The sequence below is a fragment of the Brevibacillus sp. HB1.2 genome (assembly GCF_013332495.1).
Taxonomy (GTDB): domain Bacteria; phylum Bacillota; class Bacilli; order Brevibacillales; family Brevibacillaceae; genus Brevibacillus; species Brevibacillus porteri.
In genome coordinates this window covers 449,907-472,560 of record NZ_JABMIU010000002.1, presented here as the reverse complement: position 1 = coordinate 472,560, position 22,654 = coordinate 449,907, and the positions used below count along the sequence as shown (strand labels likewise).

23 protein-coding genes, 5 tRNA genes and 1 riboswitch are annotated in these 22,654 nt (G+C 46.9%); of the genes, 18 read left to right on the top strand and 10 right to left on the bottom strand.

The features are described 5' to 3' along the window. The first annotated feature begins 183 nt into the window (after window positions 1–183). From HPY28_RS07205 to HPY28_RS07165, 8 genes are all read left to right on the top strand, one after another. Window positions 184–1,620, top strand: coding sequence for an RtcB family protein (locus HPY28_RS07205; protein ID WP_174230364.1), 1,437 nt, complete (start codon window positions 184–186; stop codon window positions 1,618–1,620). Window positions 1,621–1,902: 282 nt separating this feature from the next. Continuing rightward, window positions 1,903–2,445, top strand: coding sequence for a hypothetical protein (locus HPY28_RS07200; protein WP_254613069.1), 543 nt, complete (start codon window positions 1,903–1,905; stop codon window positions 2,443–2,445). Continuing rightward, a complete protein-coding gene (thiM, locus tag HPY28_RS07195) occupies window positions 2,411–3,220 on the top strand; it encodes a hydroxyethylthiazole kinase (RefSeq protein ID WP_173622232.1) in 810 nt (269 codons plus the stop codon). Before HPY28_RS07200 ends, thiM begins: the two co-directional genes overlap by 35 nt. 886 nt (window positions 3,221–4,106) lie before the next feature. Then, a tRNA-Ser gene (locus tag HPY28_RS07185) sits at window positions 4,107–4,199 on the top strand. A gap of 8 nt (window positions 4,200–4,207) precedes the next feature. After that, window positions 4,208–4,281 (top strand) — tRNA-Glu (locus HPY28_RS07180). A gap of 87 nt (window positions 4,282–4,368) precedes the next feature. Next, window positions 4,369–4,444: transfer RNA gene (locus HPY28_RS07175), tRNA-Val, on the top strand. Between the two features lie 9 nt (window positions 4,445–4,453). Further along, window positions 4,454–4,540, top strand: a tRNA-Leu gene (locus HPY28_RS07170). A gap of 17 nt (window positions 4,541–4,557) precedes the next feature. Next, window positions 4,558–4,633, top strand: a tRNA-His gene (locus HPY28_RS07165). Between the two features lie 80 nt (window positions 4,634–4,713). Here HPY28_RS07165 and HPY28_RS07160 read toward each other — a convergent pair. From HPY28_RS07160 to HPY28_RS07150, 3 genes are all read right to left on the bottom strand, one after another. Next, complete coding sequence (locus tag HPY28_RS07160) at window positions 4,714–5,082, bottom strand: glyoxalase superfamily protein (protein WP_174230296.1); 369 nt, start codon at window positions 5,080–5,082, stop codon at window positions 4,714–4,716. Next, window positions 5,079–5,543, bottom strand: coding sequence for a DinB family protein (locus HPY28_RS07155; protein WP_174230295.1), 465 nt, complete (start codon window positions 5,541–5,543; stop codon window positions 5,079–5,081). Before HPY28_RS07155 ends, HPY28_RS07160 begins: the two co-directional genes overlap by 4 nt. Window positions 5,544–5,690: 147 nt before the next feature. After that, the gene (locus tag HPY28_RS07150) at window positions 5,691–6,599 is read right to left on the bottom strand and encodes an EamA family transporter (RefSeq protein ID WP_174224392.1); all 909 of its coding nucleotides are present in this window, start codon (window positions 6,597–6,599) and stop codon (window positions 5,691–5,693) included. A 289-nt stretch (window positions 6,600–6,888) separates the two neighbouring features. Here HPY28_RS07150 and rarD point away from each other — a divergent pair, with 289 nt between their 5' ends. Further along, window positions 6,889–7,797, top strand: coding sequence for an EamA family transporter RarD (gene rarD / locus HPY28_RS07145; protein ID WP_173622229.1), 909 nt, complete (start codon window positions 6,889–6,891; stop codon window positions 7,795–7,797). 70 nt (window positions 7,798–7,867) lie between these two features. On the opposite strand, the gene pdxK is transcribed toward rarD, so the two are convergent. After that, window positions 7,868–8,695: a pyridoxine/pyridoxal/pyridoxamine kinase gene (pdxK, locus tag HPY28_RS07140; RefSeq protein WP_017249630.1), complete on the bottom strand. Its 828-nt coding sequence runs from the start codon at window positions 8,693–8,695 to the stop codon at window positions 7,868–7,870. Window positions 8,696–8,865: 170 nt separating this feature from the next. Continuing rightward, window positions 8,866–9,039, bottom strand: coding sequence for a hypothetical protein (locus tag HPY28_RS07135; protein ID WP_007723176.1), 174 nt, complete (start codon window positions 9,037–9,039; stop codon window positions 8,866–8,868). Window positions 9,040–9,259: 220 nt separating this feature from the next. On the opposite strand from HPY28_RS07135, the gene HPY28_RS07130 reads away from it, so the two are divergent. From HPY28_RS07130 to HPY28_RS07120, 3 genes are read left to right on the top strand one after another with little or no spacing between them, the layout of a single operon-like run. Further along, window positions 9,260–9,961, top strand: coding sequence for an ABC transporter ATP-binding protein (locus tag HPY28_RS07130; RefSeq protein WP_017249629.1), 702 nt, complete (start codon window positions 9,260–9,262; stop codon window positions 9,959–9,961). 24 nt (window positions 9,962–9,985) lie between these two features. Then, the gene (locus HPY28_RS07125) at window positions 9,986–11,440 is read left to right on the top strand and encodes an ABC transporter permease (RefSeq protein ID WP_017249628.1); all 1,455 of its coding nucleotides are present in this window, start codon (window positions 9,986–9,988) and stop codon (window positions 11,438–11,440) included. 24 nt (window positions 11,441–11,464) lie between these two features. Further along, window positions 11,465–12,982 (top strand): efflux RND transporter periplasmic adaptor subunit, encoded by a 1,518-nt coding sequence (locus tag HPY28_RS07120; protein WP_174230294.1) that lies wholly within the window; start codon window positions 11,465–11,467, stop codon window positions 12,980–12,982. Window positions 12,983–13,075: 93 nt separating this feature from the next. Here HPY28_RS07120 and HPY28_RS07115 read toward each other — a convergent pair whose 3' ends face one another. Both HPY28_RS07115 and HPY28_RS07110 read right to left on the bottom strand, forming a co-directional pair. Further along, window positions 13,076–13,750 carry a hypothetical protein gene (locus HPY28_RS07115; protein WP_174230293.1) on the bottom strand — a complete coding sequence of 225 codons (675 nt, stop codon included), beginning with the start codon at window positions 13,748–13,750 and terminating at the stop codon, window positions 13,076–13,078. Further along, window positions 13,747–14,547: a class I SAM-dependent methyltransferase gene (locus tag HPY28_RS07110; protein ID WP_174230292.1), complete on the bottom strand. Its 801-nt coding sequence runs from the start codon at window positions 14,545–14,547 to the stop codon at window positions 13,747–13,749. Before HPY28_RS07110 ends, HPY28_RS07115 begins: the two co-directional genes overlap by 4 nt. A gap of 198 nt (window positions 14,548–14,745) precedes the next feature. Here HPY28_RS07110 and HPY28_RS07105 point away from each other — a divergent pair, with 198 nt between their 5' ends. The 3 genes from HPY28_RS07105 to HPY28_RS07095 are packed head-to-tail and all read left to right on the top strand — an operon-like array spanning window position 14,746 to window position 17,911. Beyond that, window positions 14,746–16,788: a hypothetical protein gene (locus tag HPY28_RS07105; RefSeq protein WP_174230291.1), complete on the top strand. Its 2,043-nt coding sequence runs from the start codon at window positions 14,746–14,748 to the stop codon at window positions 16,786–16,788. A 60-nt stretch (window positions 16,789–16,848) separates the two neighbouring features. Beyond that, window positions 16,849–17,043 (top strand): hypothetical protein, encoded by a 195-nt coding sequence (locus HPY28_RS07100; RefSeq protein WP_170831631.1) that lies wholly within the window; start codon window positions 16,849–16,851, stop codon window positions 17,041–17,043. A 13-nt stretch (window positions 17,044–17,056) separates the two neighbouring features. After that, entirely contained in the window at window positions 17,057–17,911 is an 855-nt protein-coding gene (locus HPY28_RS07095; protein ID WP_173622224.1) for an EcsC family protein, read from the top strand. Here HPY28_RS07095 and HPY28_RS07090 read toward each other — a convergent pair. Together HPY28_RS07090 and HPY28_RS07085 are read right to left on the bottom strand one after the other, a co-directional pair. After that, the gene (locus HPY28_RS07090; RefSeq protein ID WP_174230290.1) at window positions 17,886–18,434 is read right to left on the bottom strand and encodes a GNAT family N-acetyltransferase; all 549 of its coding nucleotides are present in this window, start codon (window positions 18,432–18,434) and stop codon (window positions 17,886–17,888) included. The two genes, HPY28_RS07095 and HPY28_RS07090, sit on opposite strands and share 26 nt — an antisense overlap. Window positions 18,435–18,502: 68 nt before the next feature. After that, window positions 18,503–18,943: a flavodoxin gene (locus HPY28_RS07085; protein WP_174230289.1), complete on the bottom strand. Its 441-nt coding sequence runs from the start codon at window positions 18,941–18,943 to the stop codon at window positions 18,503–18,505. A 141-nt stretch (window positions 18,944–19,084) separates the two neighbouring features. Further along, window positions 19,085–19,274: riboswitch (Lysine riboswitch) on the top strand. 91 nt (window positions 19,275–19,365) lie between these two features. Between HPY28_RS07085 and dapD the strand changes: the two genes are divergently transcribed. Genes dapD through HPY28_RS07070 form a run of 3 tightly spaced genes read left to right on the top strand, consistent with a single transcriptional unit; the run spans window position 19,366 to window position 22,442 of the window. After that, window positions 19,366–20,076, top strand: coding sequence for a 2,3,4,5-tetrahydropyridine-2,6-dicarboxylate N-acetyltransferase (gene dapD / locus HPY28_RS07080; RefSeq protein ID WP_007723196.1), 711 nt, complete (start codon window positions 19,366–19,368; stop codon window positions 20,074–20,076). Window positions 20,077–20,090: 14 nt separating this feature from the next. Beyond that, window positions 20,091–21,305 carry an aspartate aminotransferase family protein gene (locus tag HPY28_RS07075; protein WP_017249619.1) on the top strand — a complete coding sequence of 405 codons (1,215 nt, stop codon included), beginning with the start codon at window positions 20,091–20,093 and terminating at the stop codon, window positions 21,303–21,305. Window positions 21,306–21,308: 3 nt separating this feature from the next. Continuing rightward, a complete protein-coding gene (locus HPY28_RS07070) occupies window positions 21,309–22,442 on the top strand; it encodes an N-acetyldiaminopimelate deacetylase (protein ID WP_174230288.1) in 1,134 nt (377 codons plus the stop codon). Here HPY28_RS07070 and HPY28_RS30690 read toward each other — a convergent pair. Further along, complete coding sequence (locus HPY28_RS30690; protein ID WP_256436311.1) at window positions 22,417–22,551, bottom strand: hypothetical protein; 135 nt, start codon at window positions 22,549–22,551, stop codon at window positions 22,417–22,419. The two genes, HPY28_RS07070 and HPY28_RS30690, sit on opposite strands and share 26 nt — an antisense overlap. Window positions 22,552–22,654 lie beyond the last annotated feature (103 nt).

The window sequence follows — 22,654 nt, the reverse complement described above, 5'->3', positions numbered from 1 at the left end:
TACATTCATCCTTATTCATTCGTCATTTATTTCCAAATTAGTCCTCATATTACGAAGAGGCTGAAGAGAAGTCAATGATAAAAAGAGGTTCGTAATACTTTTACCATGTTCAAACCACATGCACGGATGGAAAATAAGGGTATGAAAAACAGCGCAGGCTGTGAGAGACAGGAGAAATGGATGATGAAAACAATCTTGCATGGAAACAACCATCGTGAAATAAAGCTGGAGAATGGAGATGTGCACGTTTTTGCGAATGACGAAGTCTTTGCGAGCTTCGGTGAACGCGTATATCAAATGGCAGACAATAATTTGCGTATTCCGCGAAATGTTTATTTTTCGTATACGCCCGATGCGCATGTGGGCGTTGGGACCTGCATTGGGACGACAGCGGTTTGGAATCTTGCCGATGGATTTGTCTCGCCTTCCATCGTCGGATCAGACATTGGATGTGGAATGCGTGTGCATCTGACTCCCTTGCATCGAGACGACCTCAAAGACAAGAGCCTTAAACGTGCACTGATTGAAGCGATCGAAGCGTACGTCCCGACAAACGAACGGGGAAATACGCATTTTACAGATATTCGCTTGGAGGAAGTAGTGAAGCATGGCTTAAAAGGACTCCCTAGCAACTACATTCCGGATACAGAAGAAGCGCCCGACATGCTAAGCCGTTCTTTCTCGCATGTGGAAAAGTACACATTTGAATTCGACCATTCCTTCCTGGAGCAAATACCGCAAAAATCTTGGAGTCGTGGGTGGGGCCAGTTGGGAACATTGGGGGGCGGTAACCACTTTATTGAAATCCAGCATATCGAGATCGCGGAGGAGAACAGGGAGATTGCGAAAGCGTGGGGACTGTTCGATGGTCAGGTCGTCATCATGATTCATTCCGGTTCGCGGGCGTGGGGGGCAATGCTAGGGCGTGATTACACCAAAAGCTTCAAGGAAGCCATGTACAAATGGGGGATTCATAATCCCGAGCCGAGCCTGGTATATGCTCCGATTCAAAGCGAGGAGGGGCAACAGTATTTGAATTTGATGTACTCCGCGCTGAACTTTGCGGTAACGAATCGGCATATGATCGGATTTTCTGTTGAGCAGGCGTTTCGCGATGTTTTCGGTAGCGAGATGCGTACACCAGTCCTGTATGATTTGATGCATAATTACGCCTTGAAAGAATTCCATCGTAACACACCGATGCTCGTCCACCGCAAAGGAGCGACGAAGGCGTTGCCAGCAGGCCATTTCCAAAATCCGAAGGCTTATCGTGAAACAGGACATCCAGCTTTGATCCCAGGTTCTATGGGAACATCGTCCTATATCATGGTCGGATCGGACGTCGGAGCCAAAAACTTTTATTCGATCTGTCATGGTGCAGGGCGTGTTCGTTCCCGCAAAGCAACGAAGGAGCTTGTGACCATCGATCAATTCGAGCAGGCAATGCGCGTAGGACAGGAAGACGAGATCATGGTGAATCACCGTTCGCTCGCTTCCATCCTAGATGAATGCCCGCAAGCCTATAAAGATGTAGATCAAATCATCGATTCGGTTGTGGGAGCAAATCTTGCATCTGTCGTCGCAAAATGTAACCCTCTTATTGCCATAAAAGGAGTATAATGAAGAGTGGCTTCCTGAAAATTTTAGGGGGAGCCACCTTTTGTGATTTAACTTACACTAAATAATAGAAATTAAATTGTGAACAAATTGCGTGAGAAGTTTCAAAAAATAGGTTCGAATGTAACATAAATTGCTTCGCTTCCTCAACCGATACCAAAAGAGAGACAAAATAGGGGAGATAGGGGAACAGATATGCCTACATACTATTACTTCACCTGCCTAAAATGCCGAACCCGGGGGGGAGTTTTCGGCGAACAGGCCTGGGGCTGGGGGAACTTTGACATGATCGAGTCCTTCAAATACCTGGCTCACCACATCCGTACATGCGGAGAAGATTCGATTCGCGTGATTTCTGAGGATGTAGATGATTATGTAGATCAGCTGCACGGAGAGTACAACACCTTCCTTGAGCAAACGAAGCATATATTTCCGCATTCCAAAGATTGGGAGTTCCTTGATCGATGGAAAACATTAAAAGTAGAAGAAATGAAGATAAAATGGGTCGAGGAAAACCGGATTATGCATCCAGATGATCGGATGAAAATATGCGGAGTTCTTGATGCAGTGGACATCTTGAAAGAAGGGGCGGGTAGAGTCTCCTTCAGTGCGAGCGTGACGGATGAGGATGGGAAGGTGTGGAAAATCGTTGCTGACATGCGCGAATTACCCATTTTAAAACATTCGTATATCATCATTGGCGTCATGCAAGAGCATTCTATATTAGGGGAAGTCATTGAGGTGTACAAGATGATTCCACGAGTCGCTGTTCAAGACGAAAGGGGTAACGATCATGATTCTGGAGACAATCGGGCAATTACTAATTAAAGTGCGCGAGGAAAATCCACTTGTACATAACATGACGAACGTAGTTGTCACGAACTTTACAGCGAACGGCTTGTTAGCCCTTGGTGCATCACCTGTCATGGCGTACGCCAAGCAAGAGGTGGCAGACATGGCAAAAATCGCAGGAGCCCTTGTATTGAATATAGGGACATTGAATGAGCATGAGATCGAAGCGATGCTGATCGCAGGAAAATCGGCGAATCAGCATGGCGTGCCTGTTTTGTTTGATCCAGTGGGAGCGGGAGCAACATCGTACCGAACCGAGACAAGTCAACATCTTGCGCAGGAACTCGACCTTACCCTCATAAGAGGAAATGCTGCCGAGATTGCCAATGTCATCGGGGAGCGCTGGGAGATTAAAGGTGTAGATGCGAAGGAAGCGGGCGGAGATGTCGAGGACCTAGCGAGAGCAGCAGCGAAAAAGCTCAAGACAATCGTTGCGATTACAGGCAAGGTCGATGTGATTTCGGATGGAGAAACGACTTACTCGATCCGGAATGGTCATCCCATCTTAACGAAGGTGACTGGAACTGGCTGTTTGTTAACGTCTGTTATGGGAGCGTTTGCAGCCATTGCAAATGACAAGCTGATCGCAGGAGCTGCCGCATTGGTATGCTATGGTGTTGCTGCGCAGCTGGCAGCAGAGAAAGCAGCGGGAGTAGGTCCAGGCAGTTTCCAAATCGAATTTTTGAATGCCTTGCATAACGTGACCGCAGACGATGTTCGCCGTTTTGGGTATATCGAAAAAAGAGAATAAAAACTCCCCTTTTAAAAAGGGGAGAAAAATGGCCGTAGAACGATTAAGCTAGATATGTTAGACAGTAGCTGTAATTTCGTAGTGAATAAGACAGCAGCTTCTTCTGGTGCTCGGATAGTGCTAGGAATATAAATTCTACTTGATCATCATCGTATGGACGGACATAAAAACGGGAAATACCATGACAAATAATTTCTCTCTTTAACGTCAGCGCCACACTGGCGTCTGTTCGTATGTGCAATTCCACGCTGCGTACCCTCCCTGGACATTCAATAGAGTACCAAAAAAATACAAGGAAAAACAAGGGAATTATGTCTGATTCATGTCCAAGTTGTTACCAATTTTCGTATGAAAACTGACAAGGAGAACGATTCAGAAAAAACTAGCGGGGATTGCTGGGGAAGCAACCTGTTCGAGAAAAAAAATTCGAGATGAGTCCGGCCATTCTCCCTTTTTCCGTTGAGTTATTTACTTTATTTCGAAGGCAACGTACGAGCTCCTGATCGCAATGACAAGAAAAATAGCCGTGCTTTCGATAGCAATCATCATGCCTCTTACAGCATCTGTCGACGTCATCAATCGGAGCATCCGGCCCGGAGCATCCAGGCCCACACCAGTTTCCGTACAAACAGGGGAAGCCTACTGATCGGCGTTTTCTTTTTGACAACTGGCATCACTCCGTCTTGTAAAGGAATACTACTTGCATCATATTGAACAGAAAGTGAACTTGCTTTAGGCAATCTCCCTTTTTTCGTTTCGCTAGATATTCGCCTGATATGAATTACACGGAGGTCGACCAAGGGATAAACTTTCAAAATATCACTTGAAATCATATTGGGAATATGATAGATTAATTCTTGCCGAAGCGAACGCTTGCAGGCTCGATGGATGGATGTCCGAGCGGCCGAAGGAGCACGATTGGAAATCGTGTAGGCGGTGTCGAACCGTCTCGTGGGTTCAAATCCCACTCCATCCGCCATCATACATGGCCCGTTGGTGAAGCGGTTTAACACAGCAGCCTTTCACGCTGTCATACAGGGGTTCGAATCCCCTACGGGTCACTTACACATCCCGTATAGTAATCCGGGGCCCCCGCAAAGTACTCGGAATATGCATCATTGTATTGGCGTCACTTTGTGGGGTTATCTGGAGGCTTAGCTCAGCTGGGAGAGCATCTGCCTTACAAGCAGAGGGTCGGCGGTTCGATCCCGTCAGCCTCCACCATTTTTATATGCGGTCGTGGCGGAATTGGCAGACGCGCTAGATTCAGGTTCTAGTGGTGGCAACACCGTGGAGGTTCAAGTCCTCTCGACCGCACCAAGCAAACCCTATACATGGCGGTCGTGGCGAAGGGGTTAACGCACCGGATTGTGGCTCCGGCACTCGTGGGTTCAAGTCCCATCGATCGCCCCATATATGTTCAAAATGTAAAATGAAACAGCCCAGCGGTGGCTCCTGTAGAGGAACTCCGGCTGGGCTTTCTTTGTATCTGTCTACGAATGAGCAACAGGCTGATAAAAGTGAAGGCGATTGCCAAAAGGATCGGTCACGCTCACTTCGCGTGTTCCCCACGGCGTCTCCTCTAAACCGGGACAAGCGTACTTGTATCTTTGACGCAACAGTGACTGATGAAAAAGCTCAATGTTCTCTACCTGTACGCGAATCGCTGAGCCAGGACAAGCATCCCCGTGATGCTCGGATAGATGAATCGTGCACGATGGAGAGGAAATTTGCATGTACAAAGGAAAATGCTCCTCGTAACGATGCTCCCAATCAATCTGAAACCCTAGAAACTCTACATAAAATTCTCTTGCCTTCTGAACGTCAAACATGCGAAAAATAGGCGTTATGATCGGATTCATTTACCCAGAAACCTCCGGATTGTATTGAGGGAGGCGAGGTGCACCCCTTCGTGAAAAATCGTTCGGACAAGCACTTGTGCAATCGTATGCATGCCGGATTCAGTTGCGGGAAACTCTTCTTCTAATCGATCCTTGTAAGTAGCTTGTATCGTCTGAGGTTGTTCTTTTAATAAGGAGACGAGTACTTCGAGTTTCGGTGGTGGTGTATCCCAGTCAGCAGGTTTTGTACCGAAGTTAAACCATTCGTTGAAGCCAGGGGGGATTGGGATCGTTTCTTTTGTAAGGTGAGCGATCCATAAATATTGATCGAGATAGATGTGCCCCAGATTCCACAAGATATTGTTGGAGAAACCATCGGGAATGATGTTCACATCTTCATCCGTCAAACCATCGATAGCTTTTAACGTCTCCTGTCGATAATCCTCTAGCTGGTGGAATAGCACCCTGTGCCGCTTTTCCATACTTTTTCCCCCTTGAGTGGCAGTCTTCGCAAATAAATTCGAGTCAGAGAATCTACTTCCTTCTATAAGAAGGGGAAGTACTAACAAAAAAGCGTGCAGAACAACTCGTCTGCACGCTTTTTTGTATGTTGTGTATAGGAAACGGCGCTACATTCTTTCCTGCTCGAGGGCATGAGAAGGGGAGAAGAGTTTCCGCCATTTTACTTGCGGTACGCAAATGGCAGCGAGGATCATAAATACGCCACCCCATTGAGGGAGAGAGACAGTCTCTTGAAGCACGAAACTCGACAAGAGTACGACTGTGGGCAGCTCCACTGCACTTAAAATGGTAGCCAGTCCATTACCGATCCGTGGCACACCGACAGCCAAACAGAAGATCGGGATGACCGAACCGAAGATCGCAACCAAAAGACCGAGCGGCAGCAAACCTTGCAGAAGCTGACCATTTATCAGGAAAGTCGGTGGATAAATGATCGAGAGCATCAGGGCAGCCATACCAATCGAAATCGCGCTTCGCAAGTATGGATCCATTCCAGGGAGAATTCGCCCGCTGAAGAAAATAACCAGGGCAAAGGTCGCGCCAGACATCAGACCGAAGATCAGTCCGACCATGTCTACACTCTGAATGCCGCTTTCGCCAAGTCCGCTTGCAAGAACCGTCCCTGCTCCAAGCATAACCAGAGACACCCATTTTTCAGCCGTCGGCCATTTTCGATCCACAACCGCCTCCAGTAAGACACCGATCCAGGTAAACTGAAAGAGAAGAACGATTGCGAGCGAAGCAGAGACCCGGCTAACAGCCTGATGGTAAAAAAGACTGGTTGAGGCCATCATGAGGCTGGCTGGTGCCAAAAGCAACATATACTTGAACGAAAACCGTTGCTTGGAGAAAAAGAGGGCCATGAGCGTCATAATCAGGCCGCCAAAAATCAATTGGCTTCCGCTCATTTCAAATGGCGTAAAGCCGAGTTGAAAAGCATGCTTCATGAAGATCGAGAGGACACCGTAGCTGCACGCGCCGAGTAAAACTAAAAAGATAGATCGCCAGTATGTCATAAGTAAAAGTTCCTTTCGTATGACTAAACTCGGAAGAATAATGACTATTGTACTACAGGTATAAAAGTGGTACAATAAAATTTTTGTCCACCCTTCACCGTGCTACTAAGGTAATTAGCTAGCTGCATGCATTGGTAATATGGTAACGAATGAAAGTGTAGGGGACTCCTTATTCTTCGTGAGAATACATAGCTGTTTCTTCATATTTCCGTTACACTACTCCATAGAGAAGAAGTTCAATAAGTCGTCTATAGACAAAGAGAAGGCGAAACAACATGGAGGAGCAAGGATGAGACAGGGGATTATTTACGCAGTTATGGCGTATTTGGCTTGGGGGTTACTCCCGCTCTATTGGAAGCTGTTTCAGGCAATGGGGGCATGGGAGATACTCGCTCATCGAATCGTCTGGTCGGTTATTTTTGTCGCAATCATTATTCAGGTAACGAAACGCTGGCGCAGTATGTGGGGAGCGGTTACTGGTTTTAAAATGTTCGGAGCATTAGCGATATGTTCACTGCTAATCAGCGCAAACTGGCTCATTTTTATCTGGGCAGTGAATAACGATCAAGTCATGCAAACGAGTCTTGGCTATTACATGAATCCTCTCATAACCGTACTGCTGGGAGTCATTTTCTTAAAAGAAAAAATGCATACTGGGCAATGGCTCGCGCTTATACTCGCGGCTTTCGGAGTCATGTTCATCACCTTCCAGTACGGTGAGATTCCATGGGTCTCTCTATCACTTGCCCTGACCTTTGCTTTTTACAGCTTGGCGAAAAAGCTCGTCCGAATGGAGGCGATGATCGGACTGGCGTGGGAGACGTTATTTGTGGCCCCTATTGCTTTCGGTTATCTGTTGATGCTACAGGTCAATGGGACGGAGACGATGACATCCCTAGCGTGGTGGCAACTAGTATTGCTGACGCTGGCGGGGGTAGCTACTGCCATGCCGCTCTACTGGTTCGCCCAAGCAACGACTAGACTCCCACTTTCCGTTGTGGGCTTCATTCAATACGTGGCGCCTACGATATCGCTCCTATCAGCTGTTTTCTTGTTTGGAGAGCCTTTCACCCAAACACATCTCATCAGCTTTGGATTCATCTGGTCTGCGCTCATCGTATTTACGGTGTCCTCCGTACGCATGAAACGAAAAGCTACCCGAATCAATCCCGAGATCGCTATCAAAAAACAAGCGTAAACATAAGAAAACTCCTGCCCACCGAGGAAGACTCGGATATGGTCAGGAGTTTTTATTTACAAGGACGTAATTAGCAAATCGCTTCGCCGTGCTTTTTCATGCGGTACGCACCGTGATTAGTAGGTCCCACATATTTATTGAGTGCAAACGAGTGGCGAATCGCTTCGGTAATAAATTCTTTGGCAACAGCTACTGCGTTGTGTACAGAGCTTCCTTTTGCCAATTCAGCACAGATTGCAGCTGAAAACGTGCAGCCGGCACCATGAGTAAAGCTCGTTTCAAAGCGTTCTGATTCCAATACCTCGAGTGTTTTCCCGTCATAGAAAACATCTACGGCATTGCCGCTTTGAAGCTTGCTGCCGCCTTTAACAACGACATAAGAGGTGCCGAAGTCGTGGATACGTTTTGCCGCTTCCTTCATGTCATCGACACTTTTCAGCGCGCCCATTTGGCTGAGAATACCAGCTTCGAACAGGTTAGGAGTCGCAACTGTTGCGTGCGGGAGCAAAACTTCACGCAGGCTAACGGCAATTTCTGGATGAAGTGCTTCATCTGCACCTTTACAGATCATCACAGGGTCAACAACAACATTTTTCAAATCGTATTGTTTTATTTTACGGGTAGCGAGGTCAACCAATTCAGTGGTTCCGAGCATCCCTGTTTTTACAGCATCTACGCCAATTCCAGCGAGTACGGTTTCGATTTGTTTTTCCAGGATCGCGACATCGATCGGAAACACTTCGTGAAACCATTCGTTATGTGGATCTTGGGCTACGATAACGGTGAGGGCGGTCATCCCGAAAACACCAAGCTCCTGAAACGTTTTGAGGTCTGCTTGCTGACCAGCTCCGCCGCTGGTGTCGGAACCTGCAATGGTGAGTGCTTTCTTCATGGTCATTGTGATTATCTCCCTTTGTATACCGCTGCACAATCGAAGCGGATCTATACTGTCATGCGCTGTAATGCCTCTCTCTATATTAAAGAGGAAGAAATCGGTGCTGTCAATAATATCCCCAAAATATAAAAACCGCCTCCCTTAGCGGGCAAGCGGTTTATGTATGTGTGCATTTATGCTTGAGAAGCAGCGTGGTGAAAAGAGAAGCTGATGGTAGTGGACATGGACTTGGAACGTTTGGTTGCAAGCTGTTTGGCTTGCTTTGCTGCCTCAAACATACTAGGTGCCTTGATGATTTCGACCCATCTGCGTGTTGCTGTTTCAAATAAAAAGCGATAGATAGTCATCTTCTTCGACCCTCCATGGTTTGTTGACATCTACATTGTATTACGTAACAGCCTGAAAAAGGTTACGTAGCTGTTACATATTTTTGAAGAAAACATGGTTATTCTGTAAATCGTAAATTGTTTCCGAAAGTAGCGTTACGTTTTGCGAAATGTTACGTCTTTAGTATGTGATGTTTACGAAAGCTTCCATTTTGAAAGAACGAATGAGGTGCGACAAACGATGGTCAATTCAACAGGAGAGCTGACGGTGACAGGGGTCAATCACAGCTACGGAACAGGGAAAATCAAAGTTCCCGTGCTGTATGATATCAACCTTCATATCAACAAGGGTGAATTCGTGGCTCTGTGCGGCTCGTCGGGTTCCGGTAAGTCTACGCTCTTGAATTTGCTTGCAGGTTTGACCAAGCCGGAGGAAGGGAGTGTCACGGTTAGCGGAGCACAGATTTCCAGCTACAGCGAAAATGAACTATGCATGTTTCGCCGTAAAAATATGGGCTTTATCTTCCAGTCATACAATCTGCTCCCAAATCTGACAGCGCTGGAAAACGTAGAGCTTCCCTTGATTTTTGCAGGCGAAAGCAAGAAAAAACGTCGGGCTAAAGCAACGGAAATCCTACACCGCGTAGGGCTGGAAGGTCGTATCGACCACAGACCCAATGAGCTTAGTGGTGGACAGCAGCAGCGTGTGAGTATTGCGAGAGCGCTCGTCAATCAGCCTGGCATCATCTTGGCGGATGAGCCGACGGGGAACCTGGACTCGAAGACGGAACAAGAGATTCTCCTATTAATGAGAGAAATGAACAAGGAAAATGGGACTACGTTCATCATCGTTACCCATGAGCAGGAAGTAGCGGAACAGTCCGACCGCGTCATTTATCTCCAGGACGGACGGGTTGTACAAAAAAGGACAAGACCAGCGTAGGCGAGGGTATGAGGTGAACAAACAGTGAAGGTAATAGATTCTTTTCGCATCGTCTGGAGGAATCTGTGGCGAATGAAGCTGCGGACAGCCCTCACATCGGTTGGTGTTATGATCGGAACGGCTGCAATCGTCGCGATGATGGCACTTAGTTTAGGGCTTAAGGAAAGTGCGGTAAAAAGCTTGGAGAACTTCGGAAACTTGACAGAAATGGACGTCGAGCCATTGCGTTGGTACGAGGAAAAAGGCGAATGGATTGATGTTCCAGAGGATAAAGTCAAGAAGCTCAATATGCAAGCGGTGCAGGAATTAAAAAAGATTCCTGGCATTCAGGCAGTTATGCCGATAAAAGAATTACGAGAGCAAGCGAAGCTTAAGGTAGGTAGGCGAGAAGGTTACGTACAGCTTATTGGGGTGGACGTGAATGAGTCGGCTGCCTATCGAAAAAACGATATTGAAAAAGGAGACTATCTGACAGGCTCACCGCAAGAAGTGGTAGTCGCTTTCGATGTCTCTCGAGAATTGCGGGACGTGGAAAAAGAAAAGCGGGAGGAACGGCGAAGAAGGACGGGGGGTGGACAAGCTGGACAGTCCACTATGCCACCTGATATGGGCGGTGGAGAATCAATCGGGTTCAACATCGTGGACAGAGCAGCGACACTCATTTTGTCACGGGAATACAGAATCGACGATGAACCGAAATACGAGAAAAAGGAACTGCGCGTTCGGGTTGTCGGTCAATTGAAAAAGACTGAAGAGCGCGGATCTTCTTCTGCCGTTTACGTGCCCATTAACGTCGTGAAAGAGTTGAACGACTGGGTAACTCGCGGGAGGGAAGAGGAGAACAACGAGGGATCGACACGCCGCACTCGTGAACAAGCTAAGAAGGATACCTTTGAATTTGATCGGATCACGGTAAAGGTAGAATCACGCGAAAAGGTCGAGGGCGTCGTTGCTGCACTGAAGGAAAAGGGCTTTGAAGTGTGGTCTCCTGCACGTGAGTTGGAAACCATCAATAACTTTTTCTTTGTGATTCAGATGGTTCTCGGTGGAATTGCTGCCATTTCTTTGCTCGTTGCAACCATTGGAATCGTCAATACGATGATCATGTCGATTTTGGAACGAACCAAAGAGATTGGGATCATGAAAGTAATTGGTGCTACGGTGCTGAATATTCGTTGGCTGTTTTTAATGGAATCAGGCTTTATTGGATTAATTGGAGGATTGGCTGGTCTCGGGATGGCGTGGGGAGCAGTTGAGCTCGTCAACTACTTCGGAGCTTCTGGCGGGCTGTTGGATAGCCTGAATATGGGCTACGGCGGTGGTAATCCGGAGGGGGAACCATCCAAGCTCGCGGTTATTCCAGGCTGGCTGGCACTGTTCGCAATCGGTTTTTCCTTTGTTATCGGGGTGTTGGCGGGAATTTTCCCAGCCATCCGTGCTTCCCGTTTAAGCGCACTGCAAGCGATTCGATCTGAATAAGTGATGGAATGTGAGGAACATAAGATGAACAAGAAAAAGTGGATCATTCTAGCCACAGTTGTGGTTCTTCTCGGTGGAGGCGGCTACTTCGGCTATTCGTACTTCCAGAGCAAGAATGCAGTTACCGAAGAAGTACCTGAAGAGAAGCCGACTTTCCCGACAGCGATCGTTGAAAAAGGAGAGGTAAAGAAAACGATTTTCTCATCCGGTACGATAGAAGCAAAGGCACGTGAAGAAGTGAAGCCGGAACTCAGTGGAAAAATTCAGCGTCTGCTAGTGAAGGAAGGACAGTCAATAAAAAAGGGTGACGTATTGTTCACGATAGACAGTACAGATGCCCAGTTTGAAGTGCAGAAGCAAGAGCTTGCGATTATCCGTGCAAAAAAAGAACTGAATGAAATCAAAGACAAAAGAGACAAAATCAATGCAGATAAGGAAGGCAAAGTAATCGAAGTGCTCGCAAAAGAAGGCGACACGGTTACGCCTGAAACACCTGTCGTCAAGTTGGCTAACACCGACTATTTAAAAATTACCGGCAAGTTCACAGCATTTGAGTCAGAACGATTCTCAACAGGACAAAAAGTGAAGGTCTTCATTAGTGCCTCCATGTACTATGTGGATGGGATTGTAACGAATGTAGACCGAGTTGGAAAAAAAGAACAAGGCACCGGTGGTGTTCACGACGTCGAAGTTTTGGTAAAAAAACCAGGCGCCCTTTATGTGGGAGACATGGGTGAAGTCCAATTCACAGATGAAAAGGGCGTGCTTTACGCCAGCCAAAAGGCGACGGCGTTTGAACTGCCAGATGATATGGAAATTTTGGCAGGTACGCATGGCAAAGTCGGAAGAGTAGACGTAAAAAAGGACTCCATCATCAAGGTAGGGCAGCAATTGTTCAAGATGGATATGACATCGGCAGGTCTCGAACTGCAGGAAAAAGAGCTTTCTTTGAAAGAGTCCATTTTGACCATGGAACAGAAAAAACGTGAAATTGCGAAAAATCAAGTGACGGCTCCAATAAATGGAGTGATCACAAAAGTAAATATTAAAGAAGGTGAAACACCAGGCTCCGATCCAGCGGTTATTATCATGGACACTACGTCTGTGTACTTTATCGCAGCGGTTGACGAGTTGGATATTCCAGCAGTCAAGCTCGGTCAGAGTGTCGATGTCTACGTATCAGCATTTGGCAATAAACCCTTTAACGGAAAAGTTATAGAGCTTCCAAAAGAGGGGAAAAAAGAAGAGAAAAATGTCCGTTTTGCTGTGAAAATTGAATTGAGCGATACGACTGATATGAAGCATGGAATGACAGGTGACTGCGATATTTATGTAGCACAAGTGGACAATGTTTTGCGCTTGCCGATTAATGCTGTTGAGGTTTTAGAGGCGGGTCAAGGCACCGTCATGGTAAAGGACCCGAGCACAGGTGATCCAACACCAAAAGAAGTACAAATTGGTGTCGAAGGAACTGATTTTATTGAAATCAAAAGCGGCTTGAATGAAGGAGAAGAAGTTCTCTTGACCAACGAAGGGATGTAAATTAGTCTTTCTTGGTTCATTTGATTAAGAATAGCCCTGTTGCAAATGGCCATAGACCAAGCAACGGGGCTATTCTTTTTTCACCAAAAGATCTTAACATTTTGTTTGTAATTGTAGCGTTTTTGTCATTTCGGCCGTCAAACTATGTAGAGGATGGGAGATTGTACAGCCGTTTTCCTTTGCAAACTGATCGGCAACAGGTGCCATGGAGAGCTGTGCCACTGCAATAGGTTGGTCTGGAAATGTTTGGTGGAGCTGGTGCAGGGCGTCTTTTATCGCTTCTCTGTATGCTTCCTGCTTGTTTTCCATGAGCAGGGCAAAAGCATTTTCAATGATGCTTACTCGTATCTCTGGATAAAGGTTGTGAGAATAGGCGTGTTGCACGAGACGCTCCATCGTAGGTTGGACAGTAGCGGGATTGGAGAACAGAAGAACTTGTGGCTCCGTATATCGTGCAAGCTCATGAAAAAAAGGTCCATCGATTGTGAAGATGGGGACAGTGGTAGTTGCCTCATCCTCTAGTGTTACCAGTGCGGCATATTGCGTGCAAGTGATCAAGATTGCATCGACCGCCAAGCTCTGCATCCAGCTTAGTTGCTCACGTAATTTGGCATGCGATTGTTCCTTGGTATGCACAGGAGTTCCCGCGTTTTGCAGGAGTAAACCTGGATCAACAAAATGAATGAGCTCTACGTCAAAGGCTGCGAACGCTTCTGATATGAGGGAAATATTCGAATCATGTCCATGGAGACAGGCAATACGAGTCATTGTGCAGCTCCCCCATGTAGAGTATCAGTCTCTGATTTCTTATGGGCAAGGACACGAATGCGTTTGTAATCGAGCACCCATTGACCATCTTGAAACAGAGCAGGACGAAGTAAGTCAGTGACTTCCCTACATACTTGCTGGATTTCATCTGCGGACAGCCCCGCAAAAAAAGGACTGCAAAAAGAATTCAACCAATGCGAAAGCCCCAGTTCCCCATCAGCCATGACTGTGGGACGATCAAAATGGGAGGCAAGTACGACGTGGAAGCCTTGCTTCTCCAAAAGAGTCGTGTACTCTCCAATGCTGGGAAAATACCAAGGTGATCGCTCATCCGCGGATATTCCTTTTTGTGCCAAAACAGTCCGTAATGCCTTTGTGATTTGACCGCAATTGCCGTGTCCCCCGAATTCCGCGACAAAGCGTCCACCGGGAGCAAGAGCCAACCAAATGGTCTCAACGACTTCAGCAGGACGTTTCATCCAGTGGAGTGCGGCATTGGAAAAGACAGCGTCGTAACAGATATCTGTACGATACGTATGCGCATCGGCTACTTCAAAAGCAAACTGCGGATATTTATGGCGAGCAGCCTCAATCATGGCGGCAGAAAAGTCGATTCCTGCCACATTTGCTCCGGAAAGCGATAGTTGAGCACACAGGTCGCCTGTTCCACAGCCTAGGTCAAGAATGCTTTCTCCAGGAGCCGACTGTAGCCAGTCCACTAATCCTTTGCCGTATTCAGAAACGAAATTCATTTTGGCGTCGTATAGCCCGGCATTCCATTGATTGGTTTGAATCATCTGTATCCCTCCCTACCTTCCTTTTTACCGACTGAAAAGACATAAGTCAAATCTATATAAATTATTAAACAGATAGTTTTTAACTATATCGAGCTTGGGAAAAAGCGTGAGAACATAAAAGGATATAACACGGTTATTGTCGAATAAAATCAGTTGTTCACATACAAATACGTAAGACAAAAAGTAGGAGGACAGTTCGTGAAAAAATGGGTTGTAAAAGCACTTCTCGTGTGTTTGGCAACTGGTACCTTTTTGTCAGGTTTGTCAGTACCGCCAGCCATGGGAGCCGGGGCAACAGCATCCATGAAAAAAAACAGCCAAGTATCTAAGCCGATCCGGAAGCAGCCTGTTCACGATATGGTTATCTTTAACGATTATCAGGTTGCGGGACTGGATTCAAAAGGTTGGAACTGGGTGAAGAATGATGAGTTTATTCTACCTCCGGAGACACCACTCGATATTGACGTGATACAGACTACTTATGGAAATGGAACAAACCTAAGTCGGAAGCAAGTATATTTGGATGGTGTAGAATTAACGGAGTTACAAATGGAGCAAACCTCAAATCAAGCTGTGTTCAAATGGCAGGTACCTCGCTTTACAATTCCCGCAGCGAAATTGTCTGCTGGCTCTCATACGTTGACCTTTGTAGTGACTGATGCCAATGCAAAGAGCAGTACGTTACACGTAAGCTTTCAGGTAGAAGCACAAAATTACCCACGTATTTATAAGGGAGAAAAAGCAGAGGGAGAGCCTTTGTCGACAGGTGGGCAGACGACCATTTTCGGAAATATGGGGTCAACTGATTTTAACAGTTCTGTACCTGGTACGTGGAAGCTAACAAACAAGTCTACGAACCAAGAAATGAGATCTGTTCCTGCTACTGTGTTTTCAACAGGTACGTTGTTGACTGGTCAATACCAACTCCTTTTTCTACCTGATGATACCTCGATGTCGCCTTGGACGACGACAGTTCAGATTGGCATGGCGGAGCTATATATGGGTACAGATGCAAGTGGTCAAAAACTGGCACCGGATCAGACCATTACTGCCCCGGAGCCACCAGGTAAGATTTCTTTGTATTCGGCATACCTAGGTCGATGGTCGGTGAACGGAACTGGACAAACGTTGACAAATGCGCAACATTTTGAAGTTGATATCCCGAAAATGCTGGCGGGTATGACGATTTCTGTCACTTTTGAGCCAGATTCCAAGGAAAACAAAACGGATTCCTTATGGGGTAGCTCTACGTCGACTACGATTCACATACAAATTCCAGGTGCACCGAATGCTTGTGGTCCCACAAGCGGAGATGTCACGTTGGATGTGTTGATGCAACCAAACGAAAAATCTACACTCATGGTCGAGAAAGCAAACGTGTATTCATCAGACAATACAGTGAGGCTCTATCAAAACCCGGTACATGTAATATGGCTGACTACAGCAGCAGAGCATATCGAATTCGGTAGTGAAGCTGATGACGATGAAGGACCAGGCGTATGGGCAGTCGATAACGTCGTGGTCGATAGTGATAAATTGAATTGGGATCATACAGGCTTGTTACTGTCTGGCTATAAGCCAGGGCGTTACAAGGTAAACTATTACAGCAAAAGAGACCCTGCCAAGTCATGGTGTGGTTACATACAGGTCATTGAGGACACGCCACCAATCCCAGCGTCCCAAAGTTGTGATCCAGGTGATTCAGGTATAGCTCCACCACAAGCCCCAATGCTCATGAGAGGAAAAGAGGGCAAGGAATATCGAGATGGAGATATTGTGACTGTGGAATCTGATAGCGATCTTACTGAATTGGAAAACCTACAACTCATCTCCACGTATGCAGAGCGGACTGGGACGAAGAAAATTAGAGAGAGTAGGAAGGCTTCCTCTTACCATATGCCCAAGTATGAGTGGATATATGGAGAGAACGCCATTGGTGCTAGACAAGAGCACAGCAGTGCTACGATATCTTCAGAAAACCGGATCGAGATCTCCTACGAAGGAAAAGAAATCACTACCATTAAGCCTTCCAATCGAGATGACGGCACTGAAAACGGACTGGAATCACTTGATATTAGCAAATACATTAATCGGCAGAAGCCCGGCAAATACGAGATCAAAATAACCAACATCCTTAGCAACAAGACTTGCCAACTCGTTACAAGACAAAAAAGATCAGTCAAAAAAACAGACGTTGATGAACGAAAAGAAACGATCGCATTCACAATCGAAGTGAAATAACGATTGACCCCCTTGCACTTTTTGGCATGGGGGTTTTCGACTACATGGGGAGGAAGTCCAATGACAAATGAGCAGAAGACGATCTTGGAAAAGTTCGGGTTTCGAATCGAAGGAGAGGAAGTGAAACATTTAAAACTGGGAATCGTAAGAAGTAAAAAAGAATTCGTCTGTCACGCCACGTCAGAAGAGTTGCAGGACTACATCAAGTCCATCTTGCGCAACCAATGTCAGTGGAGGCGAGGAGAATCTGAGTGAGCAGCCAGGGAGGTTGTTGGGGTTGAGTGAGTCTAGGGAGTCATTGGTTACGGCATTACGTGAAGTGGAGGCTTGGGAGAGAGACCAGAACGACTTGTGGTTCTGGGAAAAGCTTGGCAGACTTCCGTTTGTTCTGTTGGATCGGATTACGCCTGCATTCGTTCAAGAGAAGCTGGGAAAAGCCGTAGATGAAATGGCAGCCTTTCTTGAGACAGGTGGAACTTATTTGGTGCAGGATGAACCGATTTACAAGCGGTTTGGCAAACGGTTAGAGGGACAGGGGGCGTCTGTTGTTGACAAAGAAAAGATTGCCGCTGTACCGCTTACGATCATGAATGATGTCGCAATGGAGTTAAAGGATTCACGTGCGAATTTTGCCACGGTACAAGGTGCCACGACTGGCTTCGGAGGGATTTTTACCCTCGCGATCGATATCCCTTTATTGATGGGGACATCCCTTAAAGTATTACAAGAGATGGCTCTTGCCTATGGCTATCGACCTGAAGAGAAAAGAGAGCGGCTGTTTGTCGTCAAATGCTTGCAGTTTGCTTCATCAGACATTGTAGGGAAAAAAGCGATACTCGCTGAGCTCTCCCGCTTTGATGATCCAAATGCGCAGAGAGAGGTTATGGCTCAATTGCAAGGATGGCGTGAAGTCGTGGTAACGTACACAGAAAACTTTGGGTGGAAAAAATTGTTTCAAATGGTGCCGATTGCAGGTGTTTTGTTCGGGGCGTATTTGAACCGTTCAACCGTACAGGATGTCGCCGAAGCGGGGATGATGCTGTACCGCAAACGGCGTATCCTGGAGCGGCTACGAGAGAGCGAAATGAGGGAGGAAATTACTGAGCCCACTCCTCAGCAGTAAGAGCGTACAGGAGATGGTCTTCCCATACACCGTTAATTTGCAAAAAGCGTAACGAAAGCCCTTCCTGGCGAAAACGGTTTTTTTCCAAGACGCGAATGGAAGCTTGATTGCGAGGCATAACAGCAGCTTGTACTCTGTGCAGCCCAGCATCCGTTAAAGCAAAGCGGAGGGCGAGATTTACTGCTGATGTCGTATAACCTTTGCCATTGCACGCCTGATCCATAAAGTAGCCAATCGTCGCATTTTGCCATGCGCCACGTGCGACATTCGACAACGCTACACGTCCAATCATCTTTCCGGATTCTCGGGAGAATACGCCGAAAGCATAGGCAGTACCACGTTCAAAATCAATCTGCGCTTGTGAAATCTGTTCTTGCTGTCCTATGAGGGTCAGAAATGAAGCGGGGCGGATTGGTTCAAATGGTTGGAGAAAGTCATGATTACGCAGCCGAAGCTCTAGGAGCTCGGCTGCGTCTTGTTGTTGGAGAGGCCGTAAGAGAATCTCGTCCGTATGTAGTGACATGAGATCAATCCTCCTTAAAAAGTTGGATTGATAGTATAGCATGTGCCAGAGTATTTGGGAAACATCAATTAGCCGAGCAATTCAACAAATGACACCCCAAATGCTTTGCACGTTTCCACTTCTTTTGCAGTAGGAGAAAGCTCGATTTTCAAACCTTCCAGAGGAGTTTCCGCACCACGCTCGCTCGCCTTTTTCAGCAAAATATCAACAGCTGCACCGACATGCTCGTAAGCGGAGTCGCAAGAGCCAAAAGCAACAACCTTTTTCCCGCTGAGGTCAATATTGTCCATTTCCTCATAAAAATCCAGGCATTCGTCTGGCAGTTCACCGTCGCCCCATGTGTAGGCACCAAGCAAGATTCCGTCGTAAGCTTCGAGTTCTTTTGCGTTCGCATCCATCACTTCTTTTATCTCCAGCTCAGCACCAGTTGAACGAATACCTTCTGCAATTGCTTCAGCAATTTCTTGAGTATTCCCTGTCATGCTCGCGTATACCATCAAAATGCTCATAAAACGTAAAACCTCCAATTCAGATAATGAGTATCATTCTCATCAATAAAAATAATGAAAATGAGAATCGTTGTCAATAACTTTTTTCTTATTGCCACGTTTCATTGATTTTGGTAGAGTTAAATAAAATTATAATAATGTACTCTAAATAGAGGTGCGCCGAAGAAGAGTAAGTCTTTTCGCAATCTGCCAGGGGGCAGGAGAAGGAAGAAAGGCTAAAGCGCCGAAGCTTATGCTATGCCCCTACGTAGCACAGGCTGGGGTGTCTCATGAAAAATGATCATCCTGTCACAAGGGACCTAAAGTCTTTTTGTGGAGCGCTATTTATGATTTGCTTCTGTAGTAGTAAGAGCAATGAGATAGCGAATGCACTCATTGCTTTTTTTGATTTACCATGCTGTTATTTTGAGGAGGATGTAACCATGAACATGATGGATGCCAACGAAATTATCGCGTTTATTCAAAAAAGCGAAAAGAAAACACCAGTGAAGGTATATGTGAAAGGGAACCTGGAGGGAATCGACTTTGGTGCGAGCTCCAAAGCCTTCATTACTGGTCCTACTGGTGTTGTTTTTGGTGAGTGGAAAGAGATTGAGCCAGTGCTCGCTGCTAACGCAGACAAAATTGAAGATTATGTGGTAGAAAGCGACCGCCGCAACTCCGCTATTCCATTGCTGGATACAAAAGGAATTCAAGCACGTATTGAGCCAGGCGCAATTATCCGTGACCAAGTGACAATCGGTAACAATGCGGTCATCATGATGGGTGCTTCCATTAACATCGGCGCAGTTATCGGTGAAGGTACGATGATCGACATGAATGTTGTTGTAGGTGGACGTGGAACCATCGGGAAAAACTGCCACATCGGCGCTGGATCGGTTATCGCAGGCGTTATCGAGCCACCATCTGCACAGCCAGTTGTTGTCGAAGACGATGTTGTCATCGGAGCAAATGCTGTCATTCTGGAAGGTGTTCGCGTAGGAAAAGGTGCTGTCGTTGCAGCGGGTGCTGTCGTGATTGAAGATGTACCTCCATACGTAGTAGTTGCGGGAACGCCTGCTCGTGTGATCAAGCAAATCGATGAAAAAACTCGTTCCAAGACAGAGATCAAGCAGGAGCTACGTCAGCTGTAAGGGAGAGAGTGCACATGGACTGGCGTTCGCTCGATGAACAATATATCGTCTCCTCTTACAAAAGACTTCCGATTGCCATAGAAAAAGGCGAAGGAAATTACTTGTACGATACGAATGGAAAGAGCTACCTCGACTTGTTTACCGGACTCGCGGTAAACGTTCTGGGGCATTCTCATCCGCGCATTGTACAGGCTCTGCGTGAGCAGGGAGAGCGCTTCTTGCATATTTCCAATGTATTTTTAAATAAGCCCGCTATTCGTTTGGCCGAGCGTTTGGTTGCGAACAGCATTAGTGGAAAAGTGTTTTTCACCAACTCTGGTGCAGAGGCTACAGAGTCTGCGATCAAGCTGATTCACAAATGGACGAAGAACGAGGGAGCAGGTCGTGAAGGCATCGTTGTCTTACGCAACAGTTTTCACGGGCGAACACTCGGAGCAGTGCGTCTGACGAGGCAGGCTCACGTCTATCAAGACTTTCCTCAGCCGGCTTTTCCTGTTTATGAACTGGATGTGGAAGACACGGAAGGATTGCGAGCGATTTGCCAGGAAGCAAGACCCGCTGCGGTCCTCATGGAGCCAGTCTTGGGTTCTGGCGGTGTCGTGCCGTTAACGGAAGCGTTCTTGCGAGAGGTAGCTGCGATCTGTGAACATGAAGGCATGCTCTTTGTCATGGACGAGATCCAGACAGGAATGGGCAGAACAGGAAAGCTGTTTGCTTATGAGCATGCAGGCGTAACGCCAGACCTGATCCTTTTTGCCAAAGGCATAGGGGGAGGGCTTCCCCTCGGCGGTGTCATCGCTGGCCCAAAGCTGATGAACCAGTTCAAACCGGGGGATCACGGAACGACTTTTGCACCATCGCCACTGTCTGCTGCCCTAGGGAATGTCGTGTTGGACGAATTGCTTGATCCAGCCTTCAGCGCTCACGTAGAAGAAGTGATTGCGTACCTGTGGGCGGGCTTGGAAGCGCTGCGAACGCGTCTTCCAGATCAGCTGCAATCCCTTCGCGGAAAAGGCTTGATGGTTGGAATTCCGCTCTCTTCCACCCCGGAAGAGGTAAGCCACTTGCAGCAAGCATTGCTTGACGAAGGAATTCTCGTTGACGTGACGCAGAAAACGATTGTTCGTCTGCTTCCGCCACTGACGTTGACAAAAGCCGATGTGGACCGTTTTCTTGCTGTGTTTGAGGAGCAATTAACAGCAAGAACAGGTACGAAAAAGGAGGCGTAGACCATGACGACTTCCTTGTTTACACAAATTCGCCGAGACTTGCACCAAATACCGGAGCCAGGCTTCGCTGAAGTGAAGACGCAACAATACTTGCTCGATTATTTGAAAAAGCTGCCCCAGGAGCGAATCGAGATCAAAACGTGGCGGACAGGCATTTTGGTCAAGCTGGCAGGAACAAAGCCAAAACGATTAATTGCCTGGCGGACGGATATGGATGGCCTACCGATCGTAGAGGAAACGTCCTATCCGTTTCGCTCGCTTCATGAAGGATTCATGCATGCATGCGGTCATGACATGCATATGGCAATTGCTCTTGGCCTCCTGACGCATTTTACCGAGCATCCGATGGCAGATGATTTGCTGTTCCTCTTCCAGCCGGCAGAAGAAGGTCCTGGCGGTGCGGAGCCGATGATGGAAAGTGAAGAGTTTGCGGGGTGGCGACCGGACTGCATTTTTGCCCTGCATATCGCGCCAGAATATCCGGTCGGTCATATTGCGACGAAGCCAGGAATTTTGTTTGCCAACACTTCTGAGTTGTACATTGATTTGGTTGGCAAAGGGGGGCATGCAGCCTTCCCGCACAAGGCGAATGACATGGTGGTTGCAGGAAGCCATCTTGTGACACAGCTTCAATCGATTATTTCGCGCAATATGGATCCATTGGATTCGGCTGTCGTAACGATTGGCAAGCTGGAGAGCGGAACGAAGCAGAACATCATCGCAGAGAAGTCCAGGCTAGAAGGGACCATCCGAACCTTTTCGATGGAATCGATGGCAATCGTCAAGAGCCGCATTGAATCTCTCGTAAAGGGAGTGGAAATAGGCTTCGATTGCCAGGCAACGATTGACTATGGGGTTGGCTACTGCCAGGTTTACAACGAGGAGCAGTTAACGACAGACTTCATGCAATGGGTACAGGAACAATGTGAAGAAGTAACTCTTATCACCTGCAAGGAAGCCATGACCGGAGAAGACTTCGGTTACTTTTTGAAAGAAATTCCCGGCTTTTTGTTCTGGCTGGGTGTGCAAACGCCGTACGGCTTGCATCATTCTAAAATTGAGCCGAACGAAGACGCGATCGAAGTTGCTATTCGACTGGTCTCCCGGTATTTTACATGGCTTTCGCAACAGGAGTAGCAGGTGTCAGGAACAAAAAAGAGTGGCTGGATAGCCGCTCTTTTTTCTGTGTCATTCCCAGCCGTATTTTCGTCAAGAGTAAGAAGTAGTTACTAACATCTCTGTGCATAAGTCTTTCTTCCTAAGGTTTTTGTGCTTGTGGATAATGTGGATATTGTTGAAAAAACTTATCAGGGCAGCACAACTATTTCCTTTTCCAAACGTATAAACTA